Consider the following 17,315-nt stretch of genomic DNA (forward strand, 5'->3'; position numbering starts at 1 on the left):
TGGAAGGCGGAGGGGATGTTTCGGCAGTCGTTTGCCGTCCGTCACTGTGGATCAGGAGGCCCCGACGCCGCCGGGGACGGCGCCTTGACACACCGTCGATTCACCCCGGTGGTGTGCGGCCCCGGTCGGCGGGCGTGTCAGCGGGCCCGGAGCAGCTCGGGCAGTCCGGCGGTGTCGACGAGGTGCGCCCGGGTGGGGAGGACCCGGCGGAGCAGGGTGTCGTGGACTTCGGGGTCCGGGTCGGCGACGGCGTCGGAGAGGACGTGGAGCAGGTAGTCGCGGTCGGCCGCGTCGAGGACGGTGGACAGGACGGCGCCGCTGGTGCTGGTGCCGGAGACCACCAGGGCGGTGATGCCGCGTTCGCGCAGCCGCCGGTCGAGGTCGGTGGTGGACATGGCACCGTAGCGGGTCTTGCGGACGACGATGTCGTCGCCGAGCGGGGCCAGACGCTCGTGGACGGCGGTGGCGGCGTCCTCGTCGTGCATGGCACGGTGCCGGGCCAGCGCGGCGAAGGACTTGTTGGTGTCCGGGACGGCGTCCCAGTCGGCTTCGGTGAAGGCGACGCGGACGTGGACGACGGTGCCGCCGGCGGCCCGGACGTCGGCGACGGCCCGTTCGATGCGGCCGAGCAGGGCTTCGCGGGCGCCGTCCTCGGGCAGGGCGGCCAGGACGGCGGGCTGGCAGTCCAGGACGAGAAGAGCGGTGTGCGCGGGGTCGAGTGCGGCGGCGGTGTTCACGCGGGGTCCTCCTTGGGGGTGGTGTGCGACCGGCGGTGACCGGCCGCCGGCGGCGTCAGGAGTGGCTGAGGGACGGTTCCGGCCGGTGCGTCGACGCCTGCTCGCGCCGGGGGAGCAGTAGCGGGGTCGCGAGGATGAGCAGTCCCGCGACGGCGAGGGCGGTGCGCGGGCCGGTGATGTCGGCGAGCAGGCCGCCCAGTGCGGTGCAGACGGCGATGGACGCCTGCTGGCCGATCGACCAGGCCGACAGGGTGCGGGCGACCAGGTGGTCGGGCGTGCGTTCGAGCCGGTAGGTGGCGAGGACCGGGGTGTAGAGGCTCATGTTGACGATGATCGCCAGCTCGACGGCCATCACGGTGAGCAGGCCGATGACGCCGGGGCGGACGAAGACCAGGCCGATCAGCCAGACGGCGCGCAGGGTGCCGACGGTCCTGAAGACCCTGTGCCGTCCGTAGCGGGCCACGACGCGCTGGGCGAGCCGGGAGCCGATGAGCCCGCCGAGGCAGGGGGCGGCGAAGGCGAGGCCGTACTGCCAGGCCGGGAAGTGCAGTTGGCGCAGCAGGAGCACGGCCAGCAGCGGTTCGGTGGCCATGATCAGGCCGCTGACGAGCAGGTTGTTGAGGTAGAGCGGACGCAGGCCGGGGTCGCCCAGGATGTGCCGCCAGCCGTCGGTCAGCGCGCCCACCCGCACCGGGGCCTTGCCGGTGGGCCGCGGGGCCTCCTCCCGGCCGCGGATCGCGGTGATGCCGAGGGCGGAGAGCAGGTAGCTGAGGGCGTCGGCAACGACCGTGGTGACCGGTCCGAACAGGCCGATCGCCGCCCCGCCGAGCGGCGGTCCGATCGCGATGGAGCTCCAGTTGGTGGATTCGAAGCGGGCGTTGGCGACCAGCAGGTCGTCCGGTCGGACGAGGGCCTTGAGCTGGGCGCCGCTGGCCGCGTTGAACGCGATCTTGGCGGCGGCGACCACGGCCGAGACCGCCAACAGCTGGACGAAGCCGAGCAGGCCGAAGGCGTAGGCGAGCGGGATCGTGGCCATGGCCGCGAACCGGACGAGGTCCATTGCGACCATCACCGGGCGCTTGCGCCGGAACTCCACCCACGGTGCGAGCGGCACAGCGATCAGCGCGCCCACCGCGGGGCCCACCGCGGACAGCGAGGACACTTCGGCCGGTCCGGCGTGCACCGCCAGTACGGCGATCAGCGGCAGGGCCCCGAACCCCAGCCCGGACCCGTACGCGCTCACCGCGTACGCCGCCCAGAGCCAGCCGAACTGCCGACCGAGCCGTTTCCGGCCCGTCCGGCCCGTCTGGCCCGTCTGGCCCGTCCGGCCCGTCCGGTCCCCACCTGTCCCGCTCACCCTGCTCACCATGACCGGCGTGCTCCCTCGACGTCCCGTTCGAACAATCCGACGTTGACCGGTGAGAGCTAAGCGATCGGCACAACCGCAGGTCAAACAACCACCCCGCCGTCCGGGCACAACCATCCGTTGTTCACTAAGGTGGATCGGTGTGGACCTCGAAGCCGTACGCACCTTCGCCGCCGTCGTGGACGCGGGCCAGTTCCAGAAGGCCGCCGCCGACCTGGCGGTCACCCAGCAGGCCGTCTCCAAGCGCATCGCCACGCTGGAGCGGGACCTCGGTGTCCGGCTGTTCACCCGCACCCCGCGCGGCGCCGAGCTCACCATCGACGGGCAGGCCTTCCTGCCCCACGCCCGCGAGCTGCTGCGCGCCGCCGAGCGCGCGGTCGCGTCCGTGCGCACCGGCCGTCGGCCGCTGCGGGTCGACGTGATCGCCTCGCGCGTCGCGCCGTCGGGACTGATGCGCGACTTCCACCGCGCGCGCCCCGAGATCGACCTCGACGTGGTGATGCTGTTCGACGTGGAGGCGGCCGTCAGCGCGATCCGCTCGGGCGCGATCGACGCGTCCTTCCGTGCCGTCGCCGCGCCGGGCCGGTCCCTTCCCGAGGACATCGAGTCCGTCCGGGTGCTGGACGAGCCGCTCCAGCTCCTCACCGGCCCCGCCCACGCACTGGCGAGCGCCCGCTCGGTGACCGTCGCCCAGCTCACCGGGCACCGGATCTGGATGCCCGGCATCGCGCCCGGCACCGAGTGGGCCGCCTTCTACGACGACCTCGTCGCCGAGTTCGGCCTCGGCATCGAGGTGACCGGCCCCAACTTCGGCTCGGACGCGCTCCTCGACACCGTCGCCGACACCCCGGCCCTGGCCACCTTCATGAGCGAGCACACCCGCGTCGTCTGGCCCGCCGGGCACGGCCTGCGCCGCATCCCGGTGACCGACCCGACGCCGGTCTACCCGCACTCCCTCCTGTGGCACCGCGACAACCCCCACCCGGCCCTGGCCGCCCTCCGCGCCCACCTCGCCGCCACCAGGCCCGCCCTCGACGCCCCGGGCACCTGGCGGCCGGGCTGGGTGCTCCCGCGCTGATCCGCGGCGGCCCGGGCCGGAGGGCGGGCGGATCAGCGGACGTTGACGAACCCGCCGGTCAGGCCTCTTCGCGCCAGCCGTCGTGGGAGGTGGCGAGGGTGTCGAGGGAGTGCAGCAGGGTGGGGGTCCAGCCGGTGGACGGCGGGTCGAGGACGACCAGCCACTGGGCGTCCTCGGCGTCGTCCTCGCCGGCCAGGGCGTCGCGGACGATCTCCGGTTCGGCGAGGTCCGGGTGGGCGGCGCCGAGTTCCTCGGCGGCCTCGTCGGCGGCGTCGCGGTCGGGCAGGACGAGCAGCTGGCGGACGAACGGGTCGTCGACGTCCGGGAGGTCGGGCGTGTGGTTCTCGGTCACCGGGCCATTCTCCAGGTCGGGCGGCACGGCCGGGCAGCACGGGTCGGCCCGTCCGGCGGTCGGCCCGTTCGCCGGTCGGCCCGGACGGCCGCCCGGGCGGGAGTGTCCGCGGCGCGTGGGATGCTGGTAGGCGATGGCCAGGAAGAGTGCACCCGACGACCTGCTCGCCCCGCTGACCCTCGCGGTCGGCCAGGAGGAGCTGCTGCTGGACCGCGCGGTCGCCCAGGTGGTGGCCGCGGCGAAGGCCGCGGACCCGGACACCGACGTACGGGACCTGCCGCCCGGCGGGTTGCAGCCCGGGAGCCTGGCCGAGCTGACCACGCCCTCGCTGTTCGCCGAGCGCAAGGTGATCGTGGTCCGGGCCGCCCAGGACCTCTCCGCCGACTCGGTGAAGGAGGTCAAGGCGTACATCGAGGCGCCGGCCGGAGAAGTGATCATGGTGCTGGTGCACGCCGGCGGGGCCAAGGGCAAGGGCCTGCTGGACGCCGGGCGCAAGGCGGGCGGACGCGAGGTGGCCTGCGCCAAGCTGGCCAAGGCGAGCGAGCGACTGGCCTTCGTCAAGGGCGAGTTCCGCACCCTGGGCCGTTCCGCGACCCAGGAGGCCTGCCAGGCGCTGCTGGACGCGCTCGGCAGCGACCTGCGTGAACTGGCGGCCGCGTGCAGCCAGTTGACCTCGGACGTCGAGGGCACCATCGACGAGACGGTGGTGGCCCGCTACTACAGCGGCCGGGCCGAGGCGACCGGCTTCGAGGTGGCCGACCTGGCGGTCACCGGCCGGGCGGCGGAGGCGCTGGAGCGGCTGCGGTGGGCGCTGGCCGTCGGCCAGCCGCCGACCGGCATCACCTACGCGCTGGCCTCCGGCGTGCGCAGCATCGGCCGGCTGGCCACGACCGGACGGAACATGCGCCCGGCCGATCTGGCCCGCGAGTTGGGCATGCCGCCGTGGAAGGTGGACCGGGTCCGCCAGCAGATGCGTGGCTGGACGGGCGACGGGGTGGCCACCGCGCTGACCGCGATCGCCCAGGCCGACGCCGCCGTCAAGGGCGGCTCGGACGATCCGGCATTCGCCCTGGAGCGCGCGGTGGTCGCCGTCGCCAAGGCCGCCCGGGCCGGCTCACGCCCCGCGTACTGACGCCCGGCAGCCCGCCCCGCCCGCTGACGCCCCGGGACCGCCGCCCGCCCGCAGCCCCGCGCTACTTGCGCATGGCCCGTACGGCGCTGTCGGCGTCCGCCTGCAGCATGGTGCGCAGCTCGTCCATGGACGGCGGAGTGGCCTTCCCCTGGGTGTAGCTGGCGCTGTAGGTGATGTAGAAGGTCATCCCGCCGTCGCGGACGTCCACCTCGGCGTAGATGTCGCGGTACTTGTCCGACGAGCCGTCGTCCTTGTACACGAAGTACGCGTCGTCGCCGATCCCCGGGATGGTCGTGATCTGGTAGCCGCGCGACCGGTAGGTCTCCTTGTTGGCCGAGAGCTCGGGCGCGGGGTTCACCGCCTTGTGCAGGTCGGCGCGCAGGTAGACCGAGGCGTACTCGCTGTCGCTGTTGCCGCCGGTCCGCTTGAGGGACATCGAGCAGTTCATGCTGTCCAGGGCCGGGTTCCGGTCGGTGTGGTGGCTCGGCGAGGTGCTGCTCGTGTTGACCGAGTACTTCTCCAGCAGCCGGGCGGGCTTCCCGACGGTGCAGAAGTCGTCCGAGACGTGGTAGCTGCCGAGGCTGCGCGGCGCGGAGTCGCTGCTGTTGCCGACCATGCCCGGGACGACCAGGACGGCGGTGGTCCAGCCGGCCGAGGCGAGCAGCGCGCCGACGAAGGCCCAGACGGCGTTGCGCCGCAGGTTGCCCCCGGCCCGGCCCCCGGGCGCCCCACTGGCGGGACCGGGACCGGGAGCGGGCGCCACGGGAGCCCCCGTGGGAACGGTGACCGGAACGCCGGGACCGCCCGCCCCCGGCGAGGCCGGCAGTCCCGGCGGCGGACCGTAGCCGGGCACCCCCGGTCCCTGCTGCGGGAACCCGTACCCCGGCCCGTTCGGCGCAGGGGACGGTGGCTGCGGCTGCGTTGTCATGGATGTTGTTCCCCCCTCGGGACTGGCGCCGGAATGCCCCCCGCATCCCCGGTCGCGCGTGGTCGACCATAGCGGCCTGGCCGCGGAACGCGACAGGCGCCGCAGTCGGCCTCTGGGGAAGAGGCCGGCTGCGGCGCCTGCCGTACAGCTGGTGTGCACCGCACCCGCGTGGCGAACGCAGGCCGCGTGCGGTGCGAGTCTCACACGCCTCGGGAGTCCGGGTAGAGGGCCGGGTCGTCCGGAGGCGGCGGGGGCCGGAGCCCCCGGAGGCGTCAGGCCTGGACGGCCGCGTTGACGCGCTTGGTGATGGCCGACTTCTTGTTGGCGGCCTGGTTGGCGTGGATGACGCCCTTGCTCACGGCCTTGTCCAGCGCCTTGGAGGCGGCGCGGGCCAGCACGGTGGCCTTCTCGGTCTCGCCGGCGGCAGCGGCCTCACGGGCCTTGCGCAGGGCGGTCTTCAGCGAGGACTTGACGGCCTTGTTGCGCAGGCGCGCCTTCTCGTTGGTCTTGTTGCGCTTGATCTGGGACTTGATGTTCGCCACGAAGGAGCCTCAGTCTTGTCTGAAAGGTTTGAACGGGCTGCACCGTGAAGGCCGCCGGACCAGCTGAGAGGGCATGCCGGGGCCAGGTGCAGCTGACCACGCTACCAGGGGCCCGCCGCCCGCCCCAAACCGGCCGCCGGGCCGGCCCCGAGCCCAGCCGGGCCCAGCCTCCGGGCCCCGATCCCGGACCCGGCCGCCTGACCCGCCCGGCCCGTCGGCCCCGCGCGGGCGGGTCAGGCGCTCAGCACCGGCTCCCCGTAGTGCTCGACCTCCGGGAACGGCCGGTAGAACCGGTGCAGCAGCTCCCGCCACCGCTGGTACTCGGCCGAGCCGCGGAACCCCTCGGTGTGGTCGGCGAGCGTCTCCCACTCCACCTGGAGCAGGAAGCGCGAGCCGCGCCCCTCGTCCAGGCAGCGGTGCAGCCGGAGCGAGCGGAAGCCGCGCTGGACGGCGATCAGCGGACGGGCCTCGGCGAAGGCGGCGAGGAACTCGTCCTCCCGGCCGGGCAGGACGTCGAGCAGGGCACTTTCCAGGATCATGGGAGGCCATCCTGCCCCTCCACGACCGGGCGACGGAACGCTGCGAGGTGCCCGAACGGTGTCCGGTGCCCAGGTCGTGGGAAGATGGGAGGAACTATTTCGATCGGACGAGACTGTCCGGTCCCCGGGATAGCCGGTCAGCGATGATCCGGACACCCCCGGCCCCGGACCAACGGAGAATCGGACCAAGGTGCCCGCGACCCCCAGCAATGTGCCAGAGCCCAGCCGTACCGACCCGGCGCTGATCCGCAACTTCTGCATCATCGCCCACATCGACCACGGCAAGTCGACGCTCGCAGACCGGATGCTGCAGATCACCGGCGTCGTCGACCCCCGGCAGATGCGTGCCCAGTACCTCGACCGCATGGACATCGAGCGCGAGCGCGGCATCACCATCAAGTCGCAGGCGGTCCGCCTCCCGTGGGCCCCCAAGACCGGGCCGGACGCCGGGACGACGCACATCCTCAACATGATCGACACCCCCGGCCACGTGGACTTCACGTACGAGGTGTCCCGCTCCCTCGCGGCCTGCGAGGGAACCATCCTGGTGGTCGACGCGGCCCAGGGCATCGAGGCGCAGACCCTCGCCAACCTGTACCTGGCGCTGGAGAACGACCTCACGATCGTCCCGGTCCTCAACAAGATCGACCTGCCGGCCGCCCAGCCGGAGAAGTACGCCGAGGAGATCGCCCACATCATCGGCTGCGACCCGGGCGACGTGCTCAAGGTCAGCGCCAAGACCGGTCTGGGCGTCGAGGACCTGCTGGACCACATCGTCAACACCATCCCGGCCCCGGTCGGCGTGGCGGACGCCCCGGCCCGCGCGATGATCTTCGACTCGGTGTACGACGCCTACCGCGGCGTGGTCACCTACGTCCGTGTCGTGGACGGCCAGCTGAACAAGCGCGAGCGCATCCAGATGATGTCGACCGGCGCCACCCACGAACTGCTGGAGATCGGCGTCATCTCGCCCGAGCCGAAGGTCGCCGACGGCCTCGGCGTCGGCGAGGTGGGCTACATCATCACCGGTGTGAAGGACGTCCGGCAGTCCAAGGTCGGTGACACGATCACCTCGCAGCACAAGGGCGCCACCGAGCCGCTGGGCGGCTACAAGGACCCGCGCCCGATGGTGTTCTCCGGCCTGTACCCGCTGGACGGCTCGGACTACCCGCTGCTGCGCGACGCCCTGGACAAGCTGCGGCTGAACGACGCCGCCCTGGTCTACGAGCCGGAGACCTCGGTCGCCCTCGGCTTCGGCTACCGCTGCGGCTTCCTCGGCCTGCTGCACCTGGAGATCATCCGGGAGCGCCTGGAGCGCGAGTTCAACCTCGACCTGATCTCCACCGCCCCGAACGTGGTCTACCGGGTGGTCATGGAGGACGGCACCGAGCACACCGTCACCAATCCGAGCGAGTTCCCCTCCGGCAAGATCGCCGAGGTGTACGAGCCGGTCGTGCGCGGCACCATCCTGGCGCCCAACGAGTTCGTCGGCGCGATCATGGAGCTCTGCCAGTCCCGCCGCGGCAGCCTCCAGGGCATGGACTACCTGTCCGAGGACCGCGTCGAGCTGCGCTACACCCTGCCGCTCGCCGAGATCGTCTTCGACTTCTTCGACCAGTTGAAGTCCAAGACCCGCGGCTACGCCTCGCTCGACTACGAGCCCATCGGCGAGCAGACCGCCGCCCTGGTCAAGGTCGACATCCTGCTGCACGGCGACGCGGTGGACGCCTTCTCCGCGATCGTGCACAAGGACAAGGCCTACAGCTACGGCGTCATGATGGCCGGCAAGCTGCAGAAGCTGATCCCGCGCCAGCAGTTCGAGGTGCCGATCCAGGCGGCCATCGGCTCCCGGGTGATCGCCCGCGAGACGGTCCGCGCGATCCGCAAGGACGTCCTCGCCAAGTGCTACGGCGGTGACATCTCGCGCAAGCGGAAGCTGCTGGAGAAGCAGAAGGAGGGCAAGAAGCGGATGAAGATGGTCGGCAGCGTGGAGGTCCCGCAGGAGGCCTTCATCGCGGCGCTGTCCACCGACGCCGAGACGCCCAAGGACAAGAAGTAGCAGCGACGGAAGGGCCCCGGGGCGATCGCCCCGGGGCCCTTCCGCGTTCCCGCGGGGACGGGGTACCGGCAGGACGGCGTCCCGCGGGGCGCGCCGGTCCTGTGGGCGCCCCGTCGGCTACTTGAGCGCTCCCAGAACGGCGGTGACGATGCCGGCCTTGGCCAGCCGTCCGGCGGTGCCGGTGAGGACGGTGGGCTTCATCGAGTCGTCCGGGTGGACCAGCTGGAGCAGGCCGTCCCGCCGGCCGAGGCTCAGGCACTGCACGACGTACCGGAACGAGAACGGCTTCGAGGTGCGCCCGTCGAGCAGCTTGCCGACGTACTGGCCCTGCGGCAGGGCGGTGGCGCAGCCCATCCGCAGGGTGCCGACGCCGGGGACGGTGACCGCGGCGGCGTCGCCCACCACGTGGACGTCGGGGTGCGAGACCGACCGCAGGTGGTCGTCGACCAGGGCCCGGCCGTGCTCGTCCACGGCCAGTCCGGCGTCGGCGGCCAGCGGGTGCGGCTCCATCGAGGCGGCCCACACGGTGAGGTCGGCCTCGATCGGGCCGGCGGTGGTGCGCAGCCCGTCCGGGGTGACCTCGGTGACGGTCGCGTCGTCGTGGACGGCGACGCCGAGGCGGTCGAGGACGCGCCGGATGTGGGTGCGGCCCTTGGGCGAGTAGGTCCCGCCGACCTGACCGGCCGCCACGATCCGCACCCGCCAGTCGGGGTGGGCCTCGGCGAGTTCGGTGGCCAGTTCGATGCCGGTGGCGCCGCCGCCGACGACCGCCAGGTTGCCGGGGCGGTCGGCCGCGCGGGTCAGGCGCCGCACCTCGGCGGCGCGCTCCACGGGGTGGGCGTGCTCGACGGCGCCGGGGACGCCGTGCCAGGCGGTGCGGCTGCCGAGGGCGTAGACCAGGGTGTCGTAGCCGAGGGTGGCGCCGTCGTCCAGGAGGACCTTGTGTCCGTCCAGGTCGAGTTCGACGGCCCGGGCCCGGTGGTGCTCGATCCGGCTGCCGCGGGCCAGATCGCCGATGGCGGGCCACTCGCGGCCGCGGCCGGCCGCGGTCTCGTGCTGGCGGATGCGGTGCAGGAGCCGCTCCTCGGGGGCGACCAGGGTGACGGTGCGGTGCCGTCCGGCGCCCTTGGCCGCGGTGAGTCCGGCGTAGCCGGCGCCCAGTACGACGATCCGCCTGCCGGTGCTGGTGGTGCTGCTCATCTCGTCCGCCTCCTCGCGAGGTCGCTCCGGTGGAGCGCTGTTCAGGAGGGGGACGACGCGACCGGTCGGGATGTGACAGTGACCTGCGTCACGCGGATCCGGAAGTGTTGCCGCATGACCCAGTGGGACGTGTCACGGTGCGGTGACCGGGCTGATCCGGGCGAGCTTCTCGGGGTTGACCACGACGAACGCCTCGGTGATCCGTCCCTCGGCCAGGGCGAAGGCCACCACGCCGGTGACGGTGCCGGTGGCCTTCTCGTACCAGAGCAGGCCCGGCTCGCCGTTGACCGTCCCGTGGTCAAGTCCGAACTCGGGGGTGAACCACTTCTCCACGAGGCCGGCCACCAGCCGGGCCACCTTGTCGGCGCCGTGCACCGGACGGGCGGCGGCACGGACGATGCCGCCGCCGTCGGCGTGCCAGACCACGTCGGGGTCGAGGATCTCCATCAGGCCCAGGATGTCGCCCTTGACGGTCGCGGCGGCGAAGGCCTCCACGGCCCGGCGGTGCTCGGCCGGGTCGGTGCCGGTGCGCGGGCCGCAGTCCTTGACCCGGCGGCGGGCCCGGGAGGCGAGCTGGCGGGTGGCGTCCGGGGTGCGGTTCAGGGAGGCGGCGATGTCCTCGAAGCCGACCGCGAAGACGTCGTGCAGGACGAAGGCGGCCCGCTCGGCCGGGCTGAGCTGCTCCAGGACGGCGAGCAGGGCGAGCGAGACGGACTCGCCGCGTTCGGCCAGCTCGGCGGGGGAGTCGGGGGCGCTCGCGTAGGACACGGACGGTTCGGGCAGCCACTCACCGTAGTAGGCCTCGCGGCGCGCCCGCGCGGAGCCGAGCTGGTCGTAGCAGAGCCGGGTGACCACGGTCGTGAGGAAGGCGCGGGGGTCGGTGACGGTGGCGCGGTCGGTGGCCTGCCAGCGCAGCCAGGCGTCCTGCAGGACGTCCTCGGCGTCGGTGAAGGACCCCAGCAGCCGGTAGGCGACCGAGCCGAGGTAGCGGCGGTTCGTCTCGAACGCGTCCGAGGCCTGCTCGGCGGTGGTGGGCTGGGCGGTCACGGGGCCACCGTAGCGAAGGGCGCCGCCCTTTGCGAAGGTCCGGGGCACACGAGGTCCACCCGCGCCGGCCCGGCGCGCCCTCCCCGCATCCCCCTCCCTGAGACCGCCCTCTCCACGAGACCAGCCCCCAGACGAGAGCGCCCCCCTCCGCGCGGCCCCCGGCGAGGACCGCCCCTGCGGGAGGACCCGGGCGCGCGAAGGGCGGGGCGGAGGAGTCCCGCCCCGCCCTTCGCGTGAGGACGCGTCAGTCGACCTCGGCCACGGCCTCCGCGAACTGGGCCTGGTAGAGCCGGGCGTAGGCGCCGTCGGCGGCGATCAGCTCGTCGTGCGAGCCCTGCTCCACGATGGAGCCGTTCTCCATCACCAGGATGACGTCGGCGTCGCGGATGGTGGAGAGGCGGTGGGCGATGACGAAGCTGGTGCGGCCGGTGCGCAGGCGGGCCATGGCCCGCTGGATGAGCACCTCGGTGCGGGTGTCGACCGAGCTGGTGGCCTCGTCCAGGACCAGGATCGACGGCTGGGCGAGGAAGGCCCGGGCGATGGTGATCAGCTGCTTCTCGCCCGCGCTGACGCCGGTGCCCTCGTCGTCGATGACGGTGTCGTAGCCGTCCGGCAGGGTGCGGACGAAGCGGTCGACGTGGGCGGCCCTGGCGGCTTCGATGACCTGTTCGCGGGTGGCCGACCCGGCCCCGTACGCGATGTTGTCGGCGATGGTGCCGCCGAACAGCCAGGTGTCCTGGAGGACCATGCCGATGCCGGAGCGCAGGTCCTCGCGGGACATCGCGGCGATGTCGACGCCGTCGAGGGTGATCCGTCCGGAGCTGACCTCGTAGAACCGCATCAGCAGGTTGACCAGGGTGGTCTTGCCGGCGCCGGTGGGGCCGACGATGGCGACGGTCTGGCCGGGTTCGACCTTGAGCGAGAGGTCGTCGATGAGCGGCTTGTCGGGGTCGTAGCGGAAGGACACGTCCTGGAAGGCGACCCGTCCGTGGACCGCGTCCGGCTTCTCGGGCATGGCCGGCTCGGGGCTCTGCTCGGGGGCGTCGAGGAGCTCGAAGACGCGCTCGGCGGAGGCGACCCCGGACTGCACCAGGTTGGCCATGCTGGCGACCTGGGTGAGCGGCTGGCTGAACTGCCGGGAGTACTGGATGAAGGCCTGGACGTCGCCGATGGACAGCGAGCCGCTGGCCACCCGCAGGCCGCCGACCACCGCGACCAGCACGTACTGCAGGTTGCCGATGAGCATCATCGCGGGCTGGATGATCCCGGAGATGAACTGGGCGCGGAAGCTGGCGTGGAACAGCGCGTCGTTGTGCTCGCGGAAGGTCTCGGCGGACTCGCGCTGCCGGCCGAACACCTTGACCAGGGTGTGGCCGGTGTACATCTCCTCGATGTGGGCGTTGAGTTGGCCGGTGGACTTCCACTGCTGGACGAACTGCGGCTGGGCCCGCTTGCCGACCTTGGCGGCGACGACCACCGACAGCGGCACCGAGATGAGGGCGATCAGCGCCAGCAGCCAGGAGATCCAGAACATCATCGCCAGCACGCCGACCACGGTGAGCAGTGAGTTGACGACCTGTCCCATGGTCTGCTGCATGGACTGGCCGATGTTGTCGATGTCGTTGGTGACCCGGCTGAGCACCTCGCCGCGCGGCTGCTTGTCGAAGTAACTGAGCGGCAGGCGGGCGAGCTTGGCCTCGACGTCCTGGCGCAGCCGGTAGCCGGCCGACTGGATCGCCTTGGTGGCCAGGCGGCCCTGGAAGATGCCGAAGACGGCGGAGGCGACGTAGATGCCGAGCACCCACAGCAGGACGGAGCCGATGGCGCCGAAGTCCATGCCGTGACCGGGGGTGAAGTCGACCGCGGAGAGCAGGTCGGCGATGCCGCCCTGGCCGTGGGCGCGCAGGCCCTCGATGACTTCGGCCTTGGAGGTGCCGGGCTGGAAGCGGGCGCCGATGACGCCGGCGAAGATCAGGTCGGTGGCGTCGCCGAGGATCTTGGGGCCGGTGACGGCGCAGCCGATGCCGAGGACGCCGAGCACCAGGACGCCGACGAGCAGTTTGCGTTCGGGGCGCAGCAGGCCGAGGACGCGCTTGCCGGAGCCCTTGAAGTCCATGGACTTCTCGGCGCCCTGGCCGCCCATGAAGCGGCCCGGTCCGGCCGGGCCGCGGCGGGCGGCGGCGGCCTGGGAGTCGCTGGGCAACCGGTCCTGGGGCTTGCCGGCGGGCTTGCCGGCGGCGGGTCCGGGCGCGGCTGCGGCCGCCGGCCCGGCGGGGTTCCCGACGGGCTTTCCTTGGGTGGTCACGCCGCCTCCTGCTCGGTGAGCTGGGAGAGCACGATCTCCCGGTACGTCGGGTTGTCGGCCATCAGTTCGTGGTGGGTGCCGGTGCCGACGACGGCGCCCTCGTCGAGGACGATGATCCGGTCGGCGTCGCGGATGGTGGAGACGCGCTGGGCGACGATCAGGACGGTGGCGTCGGCGGTCTCGCGGGCGAGGGCCTTGCGCAGCTTGGCGTCGGTGGCGTAGTCGAGCGCGGAGAAGGAGTCGTCGAAGAGGTAGACGTCGGGCCTGCGGACGAGTGCCCGGGCGATGGCCAGACGCTGGCGCTGGCCGCCGGAGACGTTGCTGCCGCCCTGGGCGATGGGGGCGTCCAGGCCTTCGGCGAGCTTCTCGACGAACTCCTTGGCCTGGGCGATCTCCAGGGCGTGCCAGAGTTCCTCGTCGGTGGCGTCGGGACGGCCGTAGCGCAGGTTGCTGGCGACGGTGCCGGTGAACAGGTACGGCTTCTGCGGGACGATGCCGACGCTGTCGGCGATGGCGTCGGCGGAGAGCTCGCGCACGTCCACGCCGTCGAGCAGGACCTGTCCGGAGGTGGCGTCGAAGAGCCGGGGGACGAGGCCGAGCAGGGTGGACTTGCCGCTGCCGGTGGAGCCGATGATGGCGGTGGTCTCGCCGGGGCGGGCGGTGAGGTCGATGCCGCGCAGCACCGGGGCCTCGGCGCCGGGGTAGCGGAAGTCGACGTCGCGCAGTTCCAGGTTGCCGCGGCGCAGCAGTTCGGTGACGGGGGCGGCGGGCGGGACGACGCTGGAGGAGGTGCTCAGGACCTCCTGGACGCGCTCGGCGCAGACCTCGGCGCGCGGAACCATCATGAACATGAAGGTGGCCATCATGACGCTCATCAGGATCTGCATCAGGTAGGAGAGGAAGGCGGTGAGCGCGCCGATCTCCATGTCGCCGCTGTCGATGCGGTGGGCGCCGAACCAGAGCACCGCGACGCTGGAGACGTTCACGACCAGCATGACGGCCGGGAACATGACGGACATCAGCCGGCCGACCTGGCGGGCGGTGTGGGTGAGGTCCTCGTTGGCGTCGGCGAAGCGGGTCTGCTCGTGGTCGTCCTTGACGAAGGCGCGGATGACCCGGATGCCGGTGATCTGCTCGCGCAGCACCCGGTTGACGGTGTCGATCTTCACCTGCATGCTGCGGAACTTCGGGCGCAGGGCGCGCACCAGCAGGACGACGACCACGCCGAGCGCGGGGATGACGGCGAGCAGCAGTCCGGACAGCGGGACGTCCTGGTTGAGCGCCATGATGATGCCGCCGACGCACATGATCGGCGCGGCGACCATCAGCGTGAAGCTCATCAGGGCCAGCATCTGGACCTGCTGGACGTCGTTGGTGGTGCGGGTGATCAGCGACGGGGCGCCGAACTGGCCGACCTCGCGGGAGGAGAAGCTCTGCACCCGGTCGAAGACGGCGGCGCGGACGTCGCGGCCGAAGGCCATCGCGGTGCGGGCGCCGAAGTAGACGGCGCCGATCGAGCACAGCGCCTGCACCAGGGTGACGCCGATCATCACGGCGCCCAGGCGCAGGATGTAGCCGGTGTCGCCCTTGACCACGCCCTTGTCGATGATGTCGGCGTTGAGCGTCGGCAGGTACAGCGCCGCGAGGGTGGATACCAGTTGGAGGACCACCAGCAAGGTGATCGGTCGGGAGTACGGGCGCAGGTACGCCCGGAGCAGTCTGATCAGCACTGGCCCACTCTTGTCGTCGCCGGTCGGGTTCGCACCCCAATTCTCGTTGTTCTGTGGCGTCGTACAGACGATTCCCGGGCTGTCGCGCTGAGGTTTGCCTGGCCTTTGCCATTGCGGCGGCGCCCGCGGCGGCGGCCCGGGCATCGGCCCCGTGCGGGTGTGCCAGCTGGATCCGCCCCCTTACGGAATGACCGTTTTCCCCCTAGGCTGCTGACTGCGCCCTTGTTACCGACCGGTATGACCCTCCGCTCAGGTGGACCGGGGCCCGGCGGCCGCCCCCACGGACGCCGCGACAATCCCTCAGACGGCCACCCGCCCCCGGAGGTCCTCGTTGAGTTCCGCGCAGTCCCTGATCGACTCCGGCAAAGCCGACATCGTCGCCGGGCGTCCCGCCTCCGTCGCCCACCTGTTCCTGGAGCGCGTCGCCGCCACCCCGAACCACGAGGCCTACCGCCACCCCGCCTCCGTCGACGAGCAGGCCGCGGACGGCGCGCCGGGCGCCGAGCAGTGGCGCTCGCTCACCTGGGCGCAGACCGCCGTCCGGGTCAGGGCGGTGGCCGCCGGTCTGATGGCGCTCGGCATCCAGCCGGAGGACCGGGTCGCGCTGGCCTCCTCCACCCGGCTCGAATGGATCCTCACCGACCTCGGCGCCATGTGCGCGGGCGCGGCCATCACCACGGTCTACCCGAGCACCAACGCGGACGAGACGGCCTTCATCCTCTCCGACTCCGGCTGCCGGGCCATGTTCGCCGAGAACGCCGCCCAGCTGGCCAAGGCCGTCGACCACATCGACCAGCTGCCCGAGCTGCGTACCGTGATCCTCTTCGACGCCCCCGCCGAGGCCCCCGAGACGGCCGGCCTGGACCTGATCACCCTGGCCGAGCTGGAACGGCGCGGCGCCGAGTACCTGGAGCAGCACCCGGACGCCGTCGAGAAGGCCGTGGCCGCGCTCGACAGGGAGCAGCTCGCCACCCTCATCTACACCTCCGGCACCACCGGCCGCCCCAAGGGCGTGCGCCTGGTGCACGACTGCTGGGCGTACGAGGGCAAGGCCCAGGAGGCCAGCGGCCTGCTCGGCCCCGACGACGTCCAGTTCATGTGGCTGCCGCTGTCGCACGTCTTCGGCAAGACGCTGATCTCCGGTCAGATCGCCACCGGGCACGTGATGGCGGTGGACGGCCGGGTCGACCGGATCATCCACAACCTGCCGGTCATCCGGCCCACCGTGATGGCCTCGGCGCCGCGCATCTTCGAGAAGGTCTACAACGGCATCGCCGGGCGGGCCCGGGCCGAGGGCGGCGCCAAGTACAAGATCTTCATGTGGGCCGCCAAGGTCGCCCGCGAGTACGCCCGGGTGGTCCAGGAGAACCGGGTCGCCACCGGCGCCGAGAGCGCCCCGCTCGGCCTGCGGGTGCAGCACGCGCTCGCCGACAGGCTGGTGTACGCCAAGATCCGGGCGGCCTTCGGCGGCCGGCTGCGCGGCGCCGTCTCCGGCAGCGCCGCGCTCGCCCCCGAGATCGGCTACTTCTTCCTCGGCGCCGGGGTGCCGATCCTGGAGGGCTACGGGCTGAGCGAGACCAGCGCCGGCTCCTGCGTCAACCGCAAGGAGGACGTGCGGATCGGCACGGTCGGCCGCGCCCTGCCCGGCACCGAGGTGCGGATCGCCGAGGACGGCGAGATCCTGCTGCGCGGCCCCGGCGTCATGCGCGGCTACCACAACCTGCCGGAGAAGACCGCCGAGGTGCTGGAGCCGGACGGCTGGTTCCACACTGAGGACATCGGCGAGCTGAGCCCCGACGGCTTCCTGCGGATCACCGACCGCAAGAAGGACCTGTTCAAGACCTCCGGCGGGAAGTACGTGGCGCCCAGCGAGGTCGAGGGCAAGTTCAAGGCGGTCTGCCCGTTCGTCAGCAACATCCTGGTGATCGGCAACGGCCGCAACTACTGCACCGCGCTGATCGGCCTGGACGAGGCGGTGCTGATGCCGTGGGCCGCCGAGCACGGCTTGGCCGGGAAGAGCTACGCCGAGCTGGCCGTCGAGCCGGCCGTGCACCAGCTGATCGAGGGCTTCGTCAAGCGGGTCAACGGCGACCTCCAGCGCTGGCAGACGATCAAGAAGTTCCACCTGCTGCCGCGCGACCTCGACATCGAGCACGGCGAGCTCACCCCCAGCCTGAAGATCAAGCGCCCGGTGGTCGAGCGGACCTACGCGGACGCCGTGACGGCCATGTACGCGGGCGCCAACGAGGCCTGAGCCCGCTCCCGTACGGTCCGCGCGGAGGTTCGCGGGCCGTACGGGA

General features: G+C 72.2%; 14 protein-coding genes. 4 read left to right on the plus strand and 10 right to left on the minus strand.

Annotated features, from left to right (window positions below; genetic code table 11):
- Positions 1–137: 137 nt before the first annotated feature.
- Together ACH4J0_RS03590 and ACH4J0_RS03595 are read right to left on the minus strand one after the other, a co-directional pair.
- On the minus strand, positions 138–737 hold the full coding sequence (locus ACH4J0_RS03590) for a cysteine hydrolase (protein ID WP_396236030.1): 600 nt from the start codon (positions 735–737) through the stop codon (positions 138–140).
- Positions 738–792: 55 nt separating this feature from the next.
- Positions 793–2,094 carry an MFS transporter gene (locus tag ACH4J0_RS03595; RefSeq protein ID WP_396236031.1) on the minus strand — a complete coding sequence of 434 codons (1,302 nt, stop codon included), beginning with the start codon at positions 2,092–2,094 and terminating at the stop codon, positions 793–795.
- Between the two features lie 151 nt (positions 2,095–2,245).
- Here ACH4J0_RS03595 and ACH4J0_RS03600 point away from each other — a divergent pair, with 151 nt between their 5' ends.
- Positions 2,246–3,181 carry a LysR family transcriptional regulator gene (locus tag ACH4J0_RS03600; RefSeq protein WP_396236032.1) on the plus strand — a complete coding sequence of 312 codons (936 nt, stop codon included), beginning with the start codon at positions 2,246–2,248 and terminating at the stop codon, positions 3,179–3,181.
- A gap of 58 nt (positions 3,182–3,239) precedes the next feature.
- Here ACH4J0_RS03600 and ACH4J0_RS03605 read toward each other — a convergent pair whose 3' ends face one another.
- The gene (locus ACH4J0_RS03605; protein WP_396236033.1) at positions 3,240–3,533 is read right to left on the minus strand and encodes a hypothetical protein; all 294 of its coding nucleotides are present in this window, start codon (positions 3,531–3,533) and stop codon (positions 3,240–3,242) included.
- Positions 3,534–3,666: 133 nt separating this feature from the next.
- Between ACH4J0_RS03605 and holA the strand changes: the two genes are divergently transcribed.
- Positions 3,667–4,665: a DNA polymerase III subunit delta gene (holA, locus tag ACH4J0_RS03610; RefSeq protein WP_396236034.1), complete on the plus strand. Its 999-nt coding sequence runs from the start codon at positions 3,667–3,669 to the stop codon at positions 4,663–4,665.
- Positions 4,666–4,726: 61 nt separating this feature from the next.
- Here the strand turns inward: holA and ACH4J0_RS03615 are convergent, their stop codons facing one another.
- The 3 genes from ACH4J0_RS03615 to ACH4J0_RS03625 all read right to left on the minus strand — a co-directional run bounded on the left by ACH4J0_RS03615 (position 4,727) and on the right by ACH4J0_RS03625 (position 6,674).
- On the minus strand, positions 4,727–5,428 hold the full coding sequence (locus ACH4J0_RS03615) for a hypothetical protein (RefSeq protein ID WP_396236035.1): 702 nt from the start codon (positions 5,426–5,428) through the stop codon (positions 4,727–4,729).
- Between the two features lie 437 nt (positions 5,429–5,865).
- Positions 5,866–6,135 carry a 30S ribosomal protein S20 gene (rpsT, locus tag ACH4J0_RS03620; protein WP_350878230.1) on the minus strand — a complete coding sequence of 90 codons (270 nt, stop codon included), beginning with the start codon at positions 6,133–6,135 and terminating at the stop codon, positions 5,866–5,868.
- Between the two features lie 233 nt (positions 6,136–6,368).
- Positions 6,369–6,674, minus strand: a complete 306-nt coding sequence (locus ACH4J0_RS03625; RefSeq protein WP_396236036.1) for an antibiotic biosynthesis monooxygenase family protein — start codon at positions 6,672–6,674, stop codon at positions 6,369–6,371.
- Between the two features lie 190 nt (positions 6,675–6,864).
- Here ACH4J0_RS03625 and lepA point away from each other — a divergent pair, with 190 nt between their 5' ends.
- Positions 6,865–8,733, plus strand: a complete 1,869-nt coding sequence (gene lepA, locus ACH4J0_RS03630; RefSeq protein WP_396236037.1) for a translation elongation factor 4 — start codon at positions 6,865–6,867, stop codon at positions 8,731–8,733.
- Between the two features lie 117 nt (positions 8,734–8,850).
- Here lepA and ACH4J0_RS03635 read toward each other — a convergent pair whose 3' ends face one another.
- From ACH4J0_RS03635 to ACH4J0_RS03650, 4 genes are all read right to left on the minus strand, one after another.
- A complete protein-coding gene (locus ACH4J0_RS03635) occupies positions 8,851–9,933 on the minus strand; it encodes an NAD(P)/FAD-dependent oxidoreductase (RefSeq protein ID WP_396236038.1) in 1,083 nt (360 codons plus the stop codon).
- 132 nt (positions 9,934–10,065) lie between these two features.
- Complete coding sequence (gene sigJ / locus ACH4J0_RS03640) at positions 10,066–10,980, minus strand: RNA polymerase sigma factor SigJ (protein ID WP_396236039.1); 915 nt, start codon at positions 10,978–10,980, stop codon at positions 10,066–10,068.
- A 244-nt stretch (positions 10,981–11,224) separates the two neighbouring features.
- A complete protein-coding gene (locus ACH4J0_RS03645; RefSeq protein ID WP_396236510.1) occupies positions 11,225–13,123 on the minus strand; it encodes an ABC transporter ATP-binding protein in 1,899 nt (632 codons plus the stop codon).
- A 158-nt stretch (positions 13,124–13,281) separates the two neighbouring features.
- Positions 13,282–15,015: an ABC transporter ATP-binding protein gene (locus ACH4J0_RS03650; protein ID WP_396236040.1), complete on the minus strand. Its 1,734-nt coding sequence runs from the start codon at positions 15,013–15,015 to the stop codon at positions 13,282–13,284.
- A 331-nt stretch (positions 15,016–15,346) separates the two neighbouring features.
- Between ACH4J0_RS03650 and ACH4J0_RS03655 the strand changes: the two genes are divergently transcribed.
- The gene (locus ACH4J0_RS03655) at positions 15,347–17,269 is read left to right on the plus strand and encodes an AMP-dependent synthetase/ligase (protein WP_396236041.1); all 1,923 of its coding nucleotides are present in this window, start codon (positions 15,347–15,349) and stop codon (positions 17,267–17,269) included.
- The last annotated feature ends 46 nt before the right edge of the window (positions 17,270–17,315 follow it).

Origin of the sequence: Kitasatospora sp. NPDC017646 (assembly GCF_044329365.1) — a bacterium.
GTDB lineage: Bacteria > Actinomycetota > Actinomycetes > Streptomycetales > Streptomycetaceae > Kitasatospora.

Coding starts and splice junctions, on each gene's coding strand:
- holA (WP_396236034.1), top strand. CDS start 3,667: ATGGCCAGGAAGAGTGCACCCGACGACCTGCTCGCCCCGCTGACCCTC.
- ACH4J0_RS03625 (WP_396236036.1), bottom strand. CDS start 6,674: ATGATCCTGGAAAGTGCCCTGCTCGACGTCCTGCCCGGCCGGGAGGAC.
- ACH4J0_RS03635 (WP_396236038.1), bottom strand. CDS start 9,933: ATGAGCAGCACCACCAGCACCGGCAGGCGGATCGTCGTACTGGGCGCC.
- ACH4J0_RS03645 (WP_396236510.1), bottom strand. CDS start 13,123: ATGGGCGGCCAGGGCGCCGAGAAGTCCATGGACTTCAAGGGCTCCGGC.